We start from the raw sequence: 14,945 nt of genomic DNA, 5'->3' as shown, positions 1-14,945 counted from the left end.
CGCGCGGGCGGGCCCGCGCTCAGACCAGCCGGCGGGCCGTCGCCCAGCGGGTCAGTTCGTGGCGGTTGGAGAGCTGGAGCTTGCGCAGGACCGCCGAGACGTGCGACTCGACCGTCTTCACGGAGATGAACAGCTGCTTGGCGATCTCCTTGTAGGCGTACCCGCGGGCGATCAGCCGCAGCACCTCGCGCTCGCGCTGCGTGAGACGGTCCAGGTCCTCGTCGACCGGCGGCGCGTCCGTCGAGGCGAACGCGTCGAGGACGAACCCGGCGAGGCGCGGCGAGAACACCGCGTCGCCCTCCTGCACCCGGAAGACCGAGTCGATGAGGTCCGTGCCGGTGATGGTCTTGGTGACGTAGCCGCGCGCGCCGCCCCGGATGACGCCGATGACGTCCTCCGCCGCGTCGGACACGGACAGCGCGAGGAACCGCACCGGGTTCTCCGCGTCCCCCATCAACGGGGCGCAGCGGCGCAGCACTTCGACGCCGCCGCCGCCCGGCAGATGCACGTCGAGCAGGACGACCTCGGGGCGGGTCGCCGTGATGACGGTGACCGCCTGGTCCACGTCGGCCGCCTCGCCGACGACCTCGACGCCGGTGGTCTCGGTCCGCCCGATCTCCGCCTGGACGCCCGTACGGAACATGCGGTGGTCGTCGACCAGGACCACCCGCACATGGCGCCCCGGCCCGGTTCCCTCAGTCGCTTCCGTCATGACGTCCTCTCCGCCCTCTTCATGGTCAGTTCGACCTCGGTGCCGCCGTCCGGCACCGCCCGCAGCCGGGCCGTCCCGCCGTTGCGTTCCATCCGGCCGATGATCGATTCTCTTACGCCCATGCGGTCCGCGGGGATCGCGTCGGGATCGAAGCCGGGTCCGCGGTCGCGTACGGACACGAACACCTCGTCGCCCTCCACCTCCGCGAAGACCTGCACGGCCCCGCCCTCGCCACCGTACTTGGCGGCGTTCACCATGGCTTCCCGCGCGGCCTGCATCTGGGCGGACAGCGCGTCGTCGAGCGGGCAGTCGCCGACCACGACGACCTCCAGGGGCACACCGTGCTTGTCCTCGACCTCCGCCGCGTTGCGCTTGACCGCCTCCGCGACCGTCTCCGGCTCCCCGGCGTCATCGGCGGCGGCCGGCTTGTACAGCCACGCCCGCAGATCGCGCTCCTGGGCTCGGGCGAGGCGCCTGACCTCGCCCGCGTTGTCCGCGTTGCGCTGGATCAGGGTGAGGGTGTGCAGCACCGAGTCGTGGACGTGGGCGGCGACCTCGGCGCGCTCCTGGGCGCGGATGCGCATCAGCCGCTCCTCGGACAGGTCCTGCGTCATCCGGATCAGGTAGGGGCCGGCGAGCAGCGCGATGCCGACGAGGACCGCGAGCGCCGCCTGAAGGATCGAGCCGAGGTGTTCGGTGGCGCCCTGCGTGACGAAGATGCCGGTGACGCCCGCGCCGACGAGCAGCACCCCGGCGGCGGCCCGCGCCAGGTTCAGGGTGCGCCTTCGGCGGCCGACCTCGGCCCAGCGGGCGCGGCGCGCGTTGTCCGCCTGCCGCCACACGAGGGCGACGCCGGCGCCGACGAGGACGGTCGGGATCAGATACGCCTTGGTGTTGCCGGTGAGGTTCACGTTCTGCACGAAGATCATCGCCACGACGACCATCAGCAGCAGCGCGAGGATCTGCCCCTTGTCGGGGCGGCGGGCGACCAGTCTGCGGCGGCCGTCCGACGACGTCTCCGTGGTGGGCGCCGGGGGGCGGTCCGCGCCGACCCCGCCGACGCCGAGCGGCACGAAGAACCAGAACGCCGCGTACAGCAGCGCCCCCAGTCCGTCCGCCATGAACAGGCCCATGAACACCAGCCGCAGCCACACCACCGGCAGCCCGAGGTGACCGGCGAGCCCGCGCGCGACCCCGCCGAGCCAGCGTCCGTCGCTGGAACGGTAGAGCCTGCGCGGCGGCCTCGGGTCCCGCGCCTCGCGCGGGTCGTCGGTCAGGGGGAGGGTCGCGGCGTCCGGCATGCACAGATCGTCACACGAGGGGGACCGCCGGGGCATCAGGGTCGGGCCCCGAGACGTCCCTGATCCCGCCCCGCGCTCCGGGCCGGGAGCCCCGGCCGGCCTCAGGGGCGATCTCAGGGTCCAGCCAGGGTCGTCCCTGCTCCCGCCGCCGCCCGCCGCCCGTCACCATGGACGCATGACCCAGCAGCCTCACCACGCGGTACCCCACGCCGGGCAGGAGTCCGGCGCGGGACAGGAGAGCGGAGCGGGCGGCGGCGCGGGGCCGGGCCGGGAGCCCGCCGCCGTGCTGCGCCGGTTCCGCAGGGACCCGCGCCACAAGACGTTCGGCGGGGTGTGCGCGGGCCTCGGCCGGCAGTGCGACATGGACCCGGTGATCTTCCGGATCGGTCTCGCGGTGCTCGCCGTGACCGGCGGCGTCGGCCTCATCTTCTACGGCTTCGCATGGCTCCTCGTGCCCTGGGAGGGCGAGGAGGAGAACGAGTTCCGCAAGCTGCTCACCGGCCGCGTCGACGGCTCCGGGCTCGCCGCGATCATGACGGCGCTGGTCGGCTGCGGCGTCTTCCTGTCGATGCTGAACAACGGCAGCGCGCTCACCTTCTCCGCCGTCCTCTCCCTGCTCCTCGCGGGCGCCGGGTACTGGTCGCGGCAGCGCCATGACACCCCCCGCCCCGACCCGGTCGCCGAGCGGGCCGTCGCCGACGCGCCGCCCGAGGCGCAGGCGCCGCCGGTCGCGGGCGCGCCCTCGTGGTGGCGGGACCCGATCGTCAAGGACGGCTCGCACGTCGGCGGCACCGGCTACTTCTGGGGGCCGCCTGGCGCCGAGGAACTGTCGCCGGCGTACGCGGCCGCGCACGGGCCCGCCCCGGCCCGGCCGCCCGCGCCGCCCCTGCCGCGCGGGCCCCGGGGCATCGGCGCGCTCACCTTCCTGCTCGCGCTCGTCGCGGGCGCCCTCGGCACGGGCCTGACCTGGCACGACCGTACGCTCGGCGGGAGCCTTCAAACCGGGTTCGCGTGCGCGCTCGGGGTGTTCGGGCTCGGCATCGCGCTCAGCGCGTTCCTCGGCCGTACGAGCGGCGGCTCGATCGTGCTCGCGCTGCTCACGGCGGGCCTGCTGACGACGTCGGCGGCGCTGCCCTCGGACATCACCACGCACTGGATGCGGACCACGTGGGCCCCGGCGGGCGCGCAGCGGCTGCACGAGCGCTACGAGGTGGGTTCGGGCGTCGGCACGCTCGACCTGTCGAAGGTGGCGGTACGCGAGGGCGCCACCGCGCACACCTCCGTCGAGGTCGGCGCGGGCCGGGCGCGGATCGTGCTGCCGCACGGCGGGACGGTGAAGCTGCGCGTGGAGGTGGGCGTCGGCGACCTCCGGCTGCCCGGCGATCCCCCGCAGGACGTGGACGTGCGGCCGGGTCTGGAGAAGACGGTGACGCTCGCGCCGCCCGCAGGCGCGAAGGACGCGGGGGTCCTTGAAGTGCGGGTGCAGGTCGGCATCGGACAGGCGGAGGTCTCTCGTGCGGCATGAATTCCAGCCGGGGCGGCTCCTCGCCGGCCTGGTCCTCGTCCTGACGGCGGTGCTGTACGCGGGCGACGCGGCGGGCGCCTGGTACACGCCCTGGTACGTGGCGATCCCGCTGGTGTGCGGCGGGCTGTGCGGGGCCGCGCTGCTCGGCTCGACGGTCGCGCTCGTCCGCGCCAGGGGCCGCGCCCGCGAACGGCGCGCCCAGGACTCCGTCTAGTCCGGGTCCCCGGTCCTTCGGGTGCGCCGGGTGCGCCACCAGGCGTCCAGGGACCAGCGGGGGGCGCCCGCGAGGATCAGCGGCAGCCAGGCCATCAGGTACGCGAGGTCGTTGCCCAGGTAGTACGGGTGGGCTGCCCAGCTCACCGTCAGCCACAGGCTCAGGGAGATCAGGGCGCCGCCCAGGGCCGCGATGCGGGCGAGGACGCCGAGGAGGGTGCCGAGTCCTACGGCCAGTTCGCCCAGCGCCAGCGCGTAGCCGGAGGCGGCGGGGGCCTTCAGGGCGAGGTCCACCAGGGCGGGGAGGGCGGAGATGTTCCGTACGGCGTGCATCTGGTCGCCGATGGAGCCGGGGCCCGTCGCCCGGAAGAACGCGGGGTCCGTCAGTTTGTCGAGGGCGGCGTAGACGAAGGTGACGCCGAGGAAGAGCCTCAGCGGCAGCAGGGGGTTTCGGGCGAGCGCCTCACGCCATCCGCTTACGTACGTCACAGCCGCCGCCCTCCGCGTCGCGCGTCCCCCTGACCTTATGTACGCCGAGCCCCCACCCCGCGTTCAACAGGCCCCCCGCTCCTCAATCGCCGGAGGGGCTGGGAGTTTGGCGCAGAGGTCAGCCCCCTCAGGGGCGCGGGGCGCCTGGAGATCGGCGCTGAGGTCAAGCCCCGCAAGGGGCGCGGGGAACTGCGCGAGAAGCCCCACCGGGGCTGCACCCGAGGCACAACGTGCACTTACCCCGCGCTGGGGGCCGCCTTGCCCACCCGTGCCGCCCCAGGCGGCAGACTGCCCAAGGCGGGGGCGGCTCCCCACGGCACCGGCGTTGAACGCCCCGTAAGGGGCGCGGGGAACTGCGCGGCCAGCCACGACGAAACCCAGTGAAAGGAACCGGACGGTTCAGGACATGGCCTGCCAGAGGGGCTGGTAGTTGATCCAGGCGACCAGGTCGGAGCCTGTTTGATCGCGCGTGGCGACCGCGAGCCGCCGCTCGATGAACACCACCCTCCCCGCGGCCCGAGCGGCAAGCTGCACCCGCGCACACCGCTCCATGGCGATGAACCACCAGGCCGCCGCGTCCACGGACTCCCCGACGGTCAGCACCCCGTGATTCCGGAGGATCAACGCCTTGTACCCGCCGAGCGCGACAGCGACCCGCTTGCCCTCCCCCGCGTCGACCCCGACCCCCGTGTACTCGTCGAGCAGCGCGTGATCCTCGTAGAAGGCGCACGCCTCCTGCGTGATCGGTTCGATCAGCTCGCCGAGCGCGGACAGCGCCCGCCCGTACGTGGAGTGGCAGTGCGCGACCGCGACGAGCCCGGGCCGCGCCCGGTGCACCTCGGCGTGCACGGTGAACGCCGCCTGGTTGACGTGGAAGCGGCCCTCGACGACCTGCCCGTCCCCGTTGGCGAGGACGAGGTCGTCGGCGGTGACGTGCGCGAACGGCACGCCGAACGGGTTGACCCAGTAGCAGTCGTCGTACTCCGGGTCGCGCGCGGTGATGTGCCCGGAGACCCCGTCCTCGTACCCGAGCCGCCCGAAGATCCGCAGCGCGCCCGCGAGCCGCTCCTTGCGGTACCGGCGTTCGTCCGCGGCGGAGTCGTGCACGGGCGGCAGCGCGAAGTGGAGCCGGTCGGTGGGGATCGGGGCGGGGGGCTGCGTCGACATGCTGCGGAAGGTACCTCCGCCGCCGCGAAGACGACAGGGGCCGCCCGTGAAGAAAAAGGGACGAAAGATGTCGGGTTTCCGCGTCAGACTCGGCGTATGACGTCGAACGAGACATCCTGGGCCGCCTTCTCCGCCGCCGAACCCGCGCTCGCCACAACCGTGGAGGAGCGTTTCACCGCCTACGTGCACCATGTCCTCGCCACGCTCCGCAAGGACGGCTCCCCGCGCACGTCCGGCCTTGAGGTGCGGTTCCTGGACGGCGAGCTGTGGCTCGGCATGATGCCGGGCTCGCTGAAGGCGCGGGACCTGATGAGCGACCCGCGTTTCGCGCTCCAGGCCAACCCCGGCGAGGGCCAGGGCATGGGCGGCGGCGACGCGCGGATCAGCGGCCGGGCCGTCCTCGTCACGGACGCGGCGACGCTGGAGCGCTACACCGGCCAGGTCGAGGTCCCCGACCCGGGCGACTTCCACCTCTTCCGCGCCGAACTGTCCGAGGTCACCCGCACGTACGTGGAGGACGACCGCTATCTCGTCGTGCGGGTGTGGAAGCCGGGCGAGCCGGTGCGCACGATGAAGCGCGCCTGACCGCTCCCGGCGCCGAAAGCGGACGTGCCGCCCACCCGGCTGGGGTGGACGGCACGTCCGCGGTGCGTACGGGAAGGACTACTCCCACTCGATGGTGCCCGGGGGCTTGCTCGTGACGTCGAGGACGACGCGGTTGACGTCCTTGACCTCGTTGGTGATGCGGGTGGAGATCCGCGCGAGCACGTCGTACGGCATCCGCGTCCAGTCCGCCGTCATGGCGTCCTCGGAGGAGACCGGGCGCAGCACGATCGGGTGGCCGTAGGTGCGGCCGTCGCCCTGGACGCCGACCGAGCGGACGTCGGCGAGCAGCACGACCGGGCACTGCCAGATCTCGCGGTCGAGGCCGGCCGCGGTCAGCTCCTCGCGGGCGATGGCGTCGGCCTCGCGCAGCAGGTCAAGGCGCTCCTTGGTGACCTCGCCGACGATACGGATGCCGAGGCCCGGGCCGGGGAACGGCTGGCGCTGGACGATCTCGTCCGGCAGGCCCAGCTCGGCGCCGACCATGCGGACCTCGTCCTTGAACAACTGGCGCAGCGGCTCGACGAGTTCGAACTCGATGTCGTCGGGCAGGCCGCCCACGTTGTGGTGGGACTTGATGTTCGCCGTGCCGGTGCCGCCGCCGGACTCGACGATGTCCGGGTAGAGCGTGCCCTGGACGAGGAAGGCGACCTCGGGGCCCTCCTCCTGGAGGATCTCCAGCTGGGCCTGCTCGAAGACGCGGATGAACTCGCGGCCGATGATCTTCCGCTTGGTCTCCGGGTCGGAGACGCCCGCCAGCGCGTTCAGGAAGCGCTCGGAGGCGTCGACCACCTTGAGGTTCGCCCCGGTCGCGGCGACGAAGTCCTTCTCGACCTGCTCCGTCTCGCCCTTGCGCATCAGGCCGTGGTCGACGTACACGCAGGTGAGCTGCGAGCCGATGGCCTTCTGCACCAGGGCCGCGGCGACCGCGGAGTCCACGCCGCCGGACAGGCCGCAGATCGCGCGCTTGTCGCCGACCTGGGCGCGGATCGCCTCGACCTGCTCCTCGATGACGCTGCCCGTGGTCCAGCTCGGCTCGATGCCGGCGCCGCGGTACAGGAAGTGCTCCAGGACCTGCTGGCCGTGCGTGGAGTGCATGACCTCCGGGTGGTACTGGACGCCGTACAGCTTCTTCTCGTCGTTCTCGAAGGCAGCGACCGGGACGACGTCCGTGGACGCGGTCACGGTGAAGCCCTCGGGGGCGGCCGAGCAGGCGTCGCCGTGCGACATCCACACCGACTGCTCGGTGGGGGTGCCCTCGAAGAGCGTGGAGCTGGCCTTGGAGACGGTCAGGGGCGTACGGCCGTACTCGCGGGCGCCGTTGTCGTCGACGGTGCCGCCGAGGACCTGGGCCATGAGCTGGAAGCCGTAGCACATGCCGAAGACGGGGACGCCGGCCTCGAAGATCTCCCGGTCCAGGCGGGGGGCGTGCTCCGCGTACACCGACGACGGGCCGCCGGAGAGGATGATCGCCGCCGGGTTCTTGGCGAGCATCTCCGCGACCGGCATGGTGCTCGGCACGATCTCGCTGTAGACCCGGGCCTCACGGACTCGGCGGGCGATGAGCTGGGCGTACTGCGCACCGAAGTCGACGACCAGGACGGTGTCGGGGGTGGCGGGGGTCGCTGATGACACGGGTTGCCTTCCGGCGGCTTAGCGGGGGTCGTACCCCGGATTCTACCGGGTCGCTGCGCTGGGCTTGGTGGTGGTGAGCGGGGCGTGGGGTGGGGGTGCGGGTGTGGTCCCCGGCGCCCTTCGCGCCGCCCGGCACTGGGGTAGTCGCCCACCTTTCGGCCGGCGGGACCCGATCGCGCAGTTCCCCGCGCCCCTATCGGGGTGCACCTGTGCGTTGTCTGCTGCGGGCCGGTGGGGCTTCTCGCGCAGTTCCCCGCGCCCCTGAAGCATGCACTTCGTGCAGCTTCCCCAGGGGAGGAGGTGGCGACGCAGTCGCCCCTCCAGGGGCGCGGGGAACTGCGCGGCCAGCCACGACGAAGCCGAAGACGACGAACCCACCCGAAGGGGCACTTCCTCAGGGGCGCGGGGAACTGCGCGATCAGCCACGACGCGACCGTCAGACGGAGATCCCGCCCCCGGAGGGAGAAACGCGGAGCGTATAGTGCGGGGCATGTTCTTGAGCGTCTCGTTCTTTTTTGCCTATGGAAGCCGGCCCGCCGGTTGCCGTAGGCAAGACGCTTGAGCGCAGACAAGCGACTTCCCAGGCGCCCCGGGCCGACAAGGCCCGGGGCGTCTGGCGTTCCCGGGACATGTCGGACCCGAGGGCTCCCCCAGCACCCGAGGAGCCACAGATGACGAAGATGAAGACGGATACGGCGACCATCGACGCCGCCCGCGACCGCATCGACGCCCTGGACGACAGGATCATCGGCCTCGTCCAGGAACGGATGGCCGTGTCCGCCGTGATCCAGGAGGCCCGCATCACCTCCGGAGGCCGCCGCGTACACCTGTCCCGCGAGATGGAGATCCTCGCCCGCTACAGCCAGGCCCTGGGCAAGCCCGGCACGGCCCTCGCCATGACCCTCCTGGAGCTGAGCCGCGGCCGGATCTGACGGCCCGGGAACAGCTCGGGACCGGCCCGGGACCGGCCCAGGACCGGCCAGGGAAAAGGCCCCGGAACAGGCTCGGAATCCAGTTCGGATCCGTCCTCACCCGTACGGCGCGTGACCGCTCGCCGCGGCCTTCGTTGGTCCCGTTGTCCGTGCCAGCCAGGGGCGGGCCGATCGAACCACGCGTGGCTCCGCTGGAGCGATGAGACGCCACGGTCATCACGCCGTGCGCGTCGTGGGACCTCGCTTCAGTGCAGTGACCGGACCGCAGGGGACAGCAGCCCGGTCACCCAAGAGAACGGCCGGTCCCGGGGACGCCCGGGGCCGGCCGGCCTCCGGAACGAATCCGCGGAACCCCCCGTTCCGCACACCCCCGCACGGGGCGCCGGACTCCCCCACACCGGCACCCCGGGTCCCCTGCGCCCCCGTACCGCGTCCGTGCCCGAGCGCGTCCTCGTACGCCCGACAGACCACTCGCGACCACCCGTACCACCACCCCCCACCAGCGGCGCTACCCCCCGGCGCCGCTCGTCCGGCTCCGACGCCGCCCTGACGTCGGAGCCGGCACCGAAGGGCCCCGCGGCCAGCGACGCGGGGCCCTTCGGTCCGCCCGGGACCGCGTTACGCGGACCGCTTCTCGACCTTGGTGACCTGCGTCTTCAGGACGTCCTCGGGGACCTCGGCGTCCTTGCCGCCCAGCGCGTTCATCGCCTGGACGACGATCAGCGTGGAGCCGCTGCGCACGACGCTGTACGCGAAGCGCATCTTCTGGCCGTCGACCGTGCCGGCCATCGTGTACGCGACCGCCTCGTCGCCGAGCGCGGGCGCCTTCGCGGGCTTGACCTCGCGGTAGTGGTAGTCGGTGTGCTCGTAGCCGTCGCAGTGGGCGCTCTGGGCGCGCAGGTCGGCGACGATCTTCTTGGCGTCGGACTCCTGGTTGCCGAACAGTCCGACCCGGAGCAGCGTCGCGTCGGTCTCCTTCTCGGAGATCACCGAGCGGGCCACGCGGGCGCGGGCGTCGGGCTCGGTGCCGAGCAGGAACAGGTCGGCGAGCGCCTGGCAGGACGCGGGCTTGGCGGGGACGCTGACGTCGGGGATCTCGTCCTCGTCGGTGGGCGTCACGCGGTAGCCCTTGAGGTCGGCCTTGGTGACGGCGGCGGCGGTGAGCTGCGCCTTCGTGAGCGGCTTCGCGCCGGTGTCCGCGGGCTTCGCGGCGGTCGCGGACGGGCTGCCCGCCCCGGCACCGCCGGGCTTGTCACCGCCGGGCTTGTCGCCGCCGTCCGCCCCCGAGCCGCAGGCGGCCGTCGCGGTGAGCGCCGCCGCCACGCAGGCCCCTGCCAGTGCGCGTCCCAGAGCTGACTTCACCGTGATCCCACCTCGTCGTTCCGGGGCGCGGCCTCGACGGCGGCCGTGCCCGTTCCCTTTCAACGACACGGCAGCGGCGGAAAGGTTGTGGTGATCCACTTCACATAAAGATCCTGTGAGGTCGAGGACAACCTTGTTCGGGTCCGGCGGGTCACATCGGGCGTACCTACGGCCATGCCCGCGACCGCCACGCGGAGGGCTCCACCCTGAACATCGAGGTCCTGATGAAGCTCCGCCGCGCACTGGTGACGGCTGCCGCCACGGCCGCCATAGCCCCGATCGCCCTCCTGTCCGCCCCCGCCGCGTTCGCGGAGGGCCCGGACACGACCCCGGCCGCGGAGACGTCCTCCTCCGCCCCGGCGCCGTCCACCCCCGCGGCCGAGACGCCCGCCGAGACCCCGCCGAGCACCCCGGCGGTGACGCCGTCCGAGTCGACGCCGGTCGCGCCGGAGACGACGCCATCGGCGTCCGACTCCGTCACCACGACCCCGTCGGCGAGCGTCAGCACCTCGCCGTCCGAGAGCGACGAGCCGACGGACGAGCCCACCGACGAGCCGGGCGACATCTGCGCCGACTCCAAGGTCGACATCAGCATCACCGGCCTGCCCGGCAAGATCGCCCGGGGCAGCGGCTGGCACACGTTCTCCCTGAACGTGGCGAACGACTCGGACTCCACGCTCAGCGACCTCGGCTACTTCGCGGGCGCCTCGCCCGACAAGGACGGCGAGGACCTCTTCACCAGCAAGCAGGTCCGCCTCCAGGCGTTCGACCCGGAGAGCAAGACCTGGGAGAACGTCAGCGAGGACGGATACGCGGCCGGCTTCGTCGGCTACTCCGACACCCTGGAGCCCGGTTACGAGGCCCAGGTCCCGATGCGCGTGAACGTGACGTCCGCCGCCCCGGTCGGCGCCGCGTTCTCGCTCGGCGCCTCCATCTACGGCGACGCGGACGGCGAGTGCACCGGCTACGGCGAGGTCGCGTACAAGTTCCAGATCGTCTCGTCCGGCACCGACACCTCCGGCACCAAGCCGCAGGAAGGCGGCAAGGCCCCCGTCGCCGACAAGCCGGCCGACCGGTCGAACGCGCCGAAGGTCTCCGGTGAGCTGGCCGAGACGGGCTCCAGCTCCATGCTGCCGACCGTCGGTCTCGTCGGCGGCATCGCCGTCGTCGCGGGCGTGGGCGTCGTCTACTCCGTGCGCCGCCGCAAGGTGAGCACCGAGGTGTAAGGGCCCCGGCCCTGCCACGCGAAGGACCCGCACTCGGAGGGGGGTGCGGGTCCTTCGCGTTCCACGGGCCCTACGCGGGCGGGCCGTTCAGGAGGACAGTTCCTTCTTTGGCTCGTCCTTCGGCGGGACCTCGGGCATGCCGAGGAACGGCAGCCGCAGCGCCCCGAACGCCTCCTCCGGCACCGCCGGCGACTTCGGCTGCACGGGCGCGAGCCGCCGGTACGCCTCGCCGGGCGCCGGACGCGGGTCCTCCTCGCCCTTGTTGGGCCAGTACGACATCGCGCGCTCGGCCTGCGCCGTGATGGTGAGCGAGGGATTGACGCCCAGGTTGGCGGTGACGGCGGCGCCGTCCACCACCGAGATGCCGGGGTGCCCGTACAGGCGGTGGTACGGGTCGATGACGCCGGTCTCGGCGCTGTCGCCGATGGGGCAGCCGCCGAGGAAGTGCGCGGTCAGCGGAGTGCCCATCAGCTCACCGACGTTGGAGCCCGCGAAGCCGTTGATCTCGGCGGCGATGGCGGTGGCGCCGTCCGTGGCGGCCTTGATCTGCTTGGGGTTGGGCGCGCCGTGGCCCTGTTCGGCGGTGAGCAGTCCCTTGCCGACGCCGTCCGGTTTCAGGTACGTGGTCAGGGAGTTGTCCAGCGACTGCATGACGAGCCCGATGATGCTCTTCTCCGACCAGCGCCGGTTGGAGAGCGAACGGGCGAGCTGCGTCGGGTGCTTGACCGCGTTGGCGAGCCAGGCCGCGACCCGCGACGACCCTTCCGCGTACGGCACCTGGAGTACGGAGAGGCTGCCCATGGCGTTGGAGCCGCGGCCGTAACGCACCGGCTCGATATGGGTGTTCTCGTCCGGGTGGATGGACGAGGTGATGGCGACGCCGCGGGTGAAGTCGGGCCGCTTGCCGTGCCGCGCGCGGTATCGCCGGTCGGTGGTCTGCGCGCCGACGAGGGCCTCGGAGTTGGTCCGGGTCAGCTCCCCGAGCCGCTTCGACAGATACGGCAGCCGCCCGTCCGCCTTCATGCGGTGCAGCAGCGTCTGCGTACCGTACGTGCCGGCGGCGACGATCACCTTGGGGGCGGTGAAGGTGCGGCCTGCGCTCTTGGCGCGGTTGTCGGTGGGCAGGGTGGCGACCGCGTAGCCGCCGCGCGAGTCGTCCGTGACGGAGACGACCGTCGTCATGGGGTGGACGGTGGCGCCGGCCTTCTCGGCGAGGTACAGGTAGTTCTCGTTGAGGGTGTTCTTCGCGCCGTGGCGGCAGCCCGTCATGCACTCCCCGCACTCGGTGCACGCCTTGCGGGAGGGGCCCGCGCCGCCGAAGTACGGGTCGGCGACCTCGCCGCCGGGGGACGCCTTCGCGGTGCCGTCCGCGTCCTCGCCGTCACCGAAGAACACGCCGACCGGCGCCATGTGGAAGGTGTCGCCGATGCCCATCGACTGGGCGGCCGCCTTCAGGTGCACGTCGGCGGGGGTCATCGTCGGGTTGAGCCGCACGCCGAGCATGCGCCGGGCCTGGTCGTAGTACGGGGACAGCTCGTCCTGCCAGTCCGTGATGTGCCGCCACTGCGGGTCCTCGAAGAACGGCTTCGGCGGTACGTACAGGGTGTTGGCGTAGTTCAGGGAGCCGCCGCCGACGCCCGCGCCGGCGAGGACCATCACGTTGCCGAGCAGATGGATGCGCTGGATGCCGTACATGCCGAGCTTGGGCGCCCAGAGGTAGTTCTTCAGGTCCCAGGAGTTCTTCGGGAGCGTCGCGCGGGTGAAGCGGCGGCCCGCTTCGAGGACGCCGACCCGATAGCCCTTCTCCGTCAGGCGCAGGGCGGAGACGGCTCCGCCGAAGCCGGATCCGATGACCAGGACGTCGTAGTCGTACCCGGGGGTGTGCTCGGGCTGCGCCATGGGGCGTCTCCTTGTGCGGCGGGTCGGGCGGTTCTGGGCAGGTCTGGGTGCGGGATCGGTTCTGCGTGCGGGCGGTCTCGTCGCCGGGTGCGGGTGGGTGGGGGTTCTCGCGCAGTTCCCCGCGCCCTGGAGGGGCGGCTTCGCCGCCGCCTCCTTCCCCCGGACGACAGGACCGCTACTTCAGGCGGAGCTTCTTCATCAGGCTCAGGCTCGTCGTCATGAACTTGGCGTACGCCTCGTCGTCCATGCCGAAAGACGGTGCCATCGGCATCACCCGCTGGTGCGCGACCGTCTGCGCCTCTGTGTACTTGAGGATGCCCTCGGAGCCGTGCCGGCGGCCGAGGCCGGAGTCCTTCATGCCGCCCATGGGCGACTGGACGCTGCCGTAGGCGGGCGCGTAGCCCTCGTTGATGTTGACGGTGCCGGTGCGCAGGCGGCTCGCCACGTCGTGGCCGCGCTTGGCGTTCTTCGTCCACACCGAGGAGTTCAGCCCGTACGGCGTCGCGTTGGCGAGGGAGACGACCTCGTCCTCGTCGGTGAACCGGTACAGGGAGACGACCGGCCCGAAGGTCTCCTCGGAGCAGACCGCCATCGGCGCCTCGACACCGTCCAGGATGGTCGGCTCGAAGAAGTAGGGGCCGATGTCCGGGCGCGCGACACCGCCCGCGACGAGCCGGGCGCCCTTGGCGACGGCCTCTTCGACGTGCCGCGTGACGGTCTCCAGCTGCCGCTCCCCGACGAGGGATCCCATGTCGGCGCCGTACGCGAGGGAGCGGCCGAGGCGCATCGCCTTCGTACGGGCCGCGAACCGCTCGACGAAGGCGTCGGCGATGGCCTCGTGGACGTACAACCGCTCGATGGAGATGCAGAGTTGGCCGGCCGAGGAGAAGCAGGCGCGGACGGCGCCGGCGGCGGCCTTGTCGATGTCGGCGTCCTCAAGGACCACCATGGCGTTCTTGCCGCCGAGTTCGAGGGAGACGCCGACCAGGCGGGCGGCGGCGCCCTGCGCGACCTCGCGGCCGGTGCGGGTGGAGCCGGTGAAGGAGACGTAGTCGGCGTGCTTGACCAACTCGGGCCCCACGACCGGGCCTTCACCGAGCACGACCTGGAAGACCTCGGGCGGCAGGCCGGCCTCGATGAGCAGGTCGCGGGCCCACAGGGCGGTCAGGCAGGTCTCGGTGTCGGGCTTCATCACGACCGCGTTGCCCGAGACGAACGCGGGGAGCGCGTCACCGACGGACAGCTCCAGCGGGTAGTTCCAGGGCGCGATCTGGCCGACGACACCGCGCGGCTGGCGCAGCTCGGTGACCTTGGTGAGCGTGGGGACGGCGCCCGTGTGCCGCTTGGGGCGGAGGTAGGCGGGGGCCTTGCGCCCGTAGTGGCGGGCGGCGACGGCGACGGCCTGCACCTCCTCGTGGGCGTGGAGGCGGGCCTTGCCGGTCTCCAGCTGGATGAGGTCGAGGACCTCGGCCTGGCGGGCGAGGACGAGGTCGTGGAAGCGCAGCAGGACGGCGGCGCGGCGGCGGACCGGGGTCTTCGCCCACACCTCCTGCGCGGCGCGGGCCCGCTCGAAGGCGGTCGCCACGTCCTCGGGCGTCGACTCGGGCAGATCGGCCAGCTTCTCGCCGGTGAACGGCGTGTGGTTCGCGGTCCGGCCCGAACCGGCCACGCCCCGGGTGAGCTGGGCGACCAGCGTGGGCGTGACCACGTCGGCCGCGGTGCGCGCGCCGGCGGGGGCGGGGGCGACGGGGTTGGTACCGGTGATGTCCGTGTGGGGCTCGGCCTGCGACTGCGTCATGAGGGCGAGCGTATGCCGAAGGCGGCACTTTCGGTACCCACCGGTAACAGCCTTTCACCGACTGGACACACCCCGCCAGCGAT

13 protein-coding genes are annotated in these 14,945 nt (G+C 72.5%); 5 read left to right on the top strand and 8 right to left on the bottom strand.

What is annotated here, in order from left to right:
• Positions 1–19: 19 nt before the first annotated feature.
• Together ACZ7LY_RS28120 and ACZ7LY_RS28115 are read right to left on the bottom strand one after the other, a co-directional pair.
• Positions 20–712: a LuxR C-terminal-related transcriptional regulator gene (locus ACZ7LY_RS28120; protein WP_471627528.1), complete on the bottom strand. Its 693-nt coding sequence runs from the start codon at positions 710–712 to the stop codon at positions 20–22.
• Positions 709–2,013 (bottom strand): PspC domain-containing protein, encoded by a 1,305-nt coding sequence (locus ACZ7LY_RS28115; RefSeq protein WP_471627527.1) that lies wholly within the window; start codon positions 2,011–2,013, stop codon positions 709–711. The genes ACZ7LY_RS28120 and ACZ7LY_RS28115 overlap by 4 nt, the downstream gene beginning before the upstream one ends.
• A gap of 175 nt (positions 2,014–2,188) precedes the next feature.
• Between ACZ7LY_RS28115 and ACZ7LY_RS28110 the strand changes: the two genes are divergently transcribed.
• Positions 2,189–3,538, top strand: coding sequence for a PspC domain-containing protein (locus tag ACZ7LY_RS28110; protein WP_471627526.1), 1,350 nt, complete (start codon positions 2,189–2,191; stop codon positions 3,536–3,538).
• The gene (locus ACZ7LY_RS28105; protein ID WP_471627525.1) at positions 3,528–3,752 is read left to right on the top strand and encodes a hypothetical protein; all 225 of its coding nucleotides are present in this window, start codon (positions 3,528–3,530) and stop codon (positions 3,750–3,752) included. The genes ACZ7LY_RS28110 and ACZ7LY_RS28105 overlap by 11 nt, the downstream gene beginning before the upstream one ends.
• Here the strand turns inward: ACZ7LY_RS28105 and ACZ7LY_RS28100 are convergent.
• Together ACZ7LY_RS28100 and ACZ7LY_RS28095 are read right to left on the bottom strand one after the other, a co-directional pair.
• Entirely contained in the window at positions 3,749–4,240 is a 492-nt protein-coding gene (locus tag ACZ7LY_RS28100; protein WP_471627524.1) for a DoxX family protein, read from the bottom strand. The genes ACZ7LY_RS28105 and ACZ7LY_RS28100 overlap by 4 nt on opposite strands.
• 399 nt (positions 4,241–4,639) lie before the next feature.
• On the bottom strand, positions 4,640–5,407 hold the full coding sequence (locus ACZ7LY_RS28095) for a class II aldolase/adducin family protein (RefSeq protein ID WP_471627523.1): 768 nt from the start codon (positions 5,405–5,407) through the stop codon (positions 4,640–4,642).
• Between the two features lie 96 nt (positions 5,408–5,503).
• Between ACZ7LY_RS28095 and ACZ7LY_RS28090 the strand changes: the two genes are divergently transcribed.
• Positions 5,504–5,992 (top strand): pyridoxamine 5'-phosphate oxidase family protein, encoded by a 489-nt coding sequence (locus ACZ7LY_RS28090; protein ID WP_471627522.1) that lies wholly within the window; start codon positions 5,504–5,506, stop codon positions 5,990–5,992.
• Positions 5,993–6,070: 78 nt separating this feature from the next.
• Here ACZ7LY_RS28090 and guaA read toward each other — a convergent pair whose 3' ends face one another.
• A complete protein-coding gene (gene guaA / locus ACZ7LY_RS28085) occupies positions 6,071–7,645 on the bottom strand; it encodes a glutamine-hydrolyzing GMP synthase (RefSeq protein WP_471627521.1) in 1,575 nt (524 codons plus the stop codon).
• 671 nt (positions 7,646–8,316) lie between these two features.
• Between guaA and ACZ7LY_RS28080 the strand changes: the two genes are divergently transcribed.
• A complete protein-coding gene (locus ACZ7LY_RS28080) occupies positions 8,317–8,577 on the top strand; it encodes a chorismate mutase (RefSeq protein ID WP_471627520.1) in 261 nt (86 codons plus the stop codon).
• 618 nt (positions 8,578–9,195) lie between these two features.
• Here the strand turns inward: ACZ7LY_RS28080 and ACZ7LY_RS28075 are convergent.
• Positions 9,196–9,939 (bottom strand): hypothetical protein, encoded by a 744-nt coding sequence (locus tag ACZ7LY_RS28075; RefSeq protein ID WP_471627519.1) that lies wholly within the window; start codon positions 9,937–9,939, stop codon positions 9,196–9,198.
• Between the two features lie 224 nt (positions 9,940–10,163).
• On the opposite strand from ACZ7LY_RS28075, the gene ACZ7LY_RS28070 reads away from it, so the two are divergent.
• Positions 10,164–11,165, top strand: coding sequence for a hypothetical protein (locus ACZ7LY_RS28070; protein WP_471627518.1), 1,002 nt, complete (start codon positions 10,164–10,166; stop codon positions 11,163–11,165).
• An 87-nt stretch (positions 11,166–11,252) separates the two neighbouring features.
• Here ACZ7LY_RS28070 and ACZ7LY_RS28065 read toward each other — a convergent pair whose 3' ends face one another.
• Together ACZ7LY_RS28065 and ACZ7LY_RS28060 are read right to left on the bottom strand one after the other, a co-directional pair.
• Positions 11,253–13,064 carry a GMC oxidoreductase gene (locus ACZ7LY_RS28065; protein ID WP_471627517.1) on the bottom strand — a complete coding sequence of 604 codons (1,812 nt, stop codon included), beginning with the start codon at positions 13,062–13,064 and terminating at the stop codon, positions 11,253–11,255.
• A gap of 175 nt (positions 13,065–13,239) precedes the next feature.
• Positions 13,240–14,862: a succinic semialdehyde dehydrogenase gene (locus ACZ7LY_RS28060; protein ID WP_471627516.1), complete on the bottom strand. Its 1,623-nt coding sequence runs from the start codon at positions 14,860–14,862 to the stop codon at positions 13,240–13,242.
• Positions 14,863–14,945 lie beyond the last annotated feature (83 nt).

This window comes from Streptomyces sp. NPDC107550 (assembly GCF_055639095.1).
Note: the sequence above shows the minus strand (reverse complement) of the source record. Positions and strands in the feature narration are given on the sequence as shown.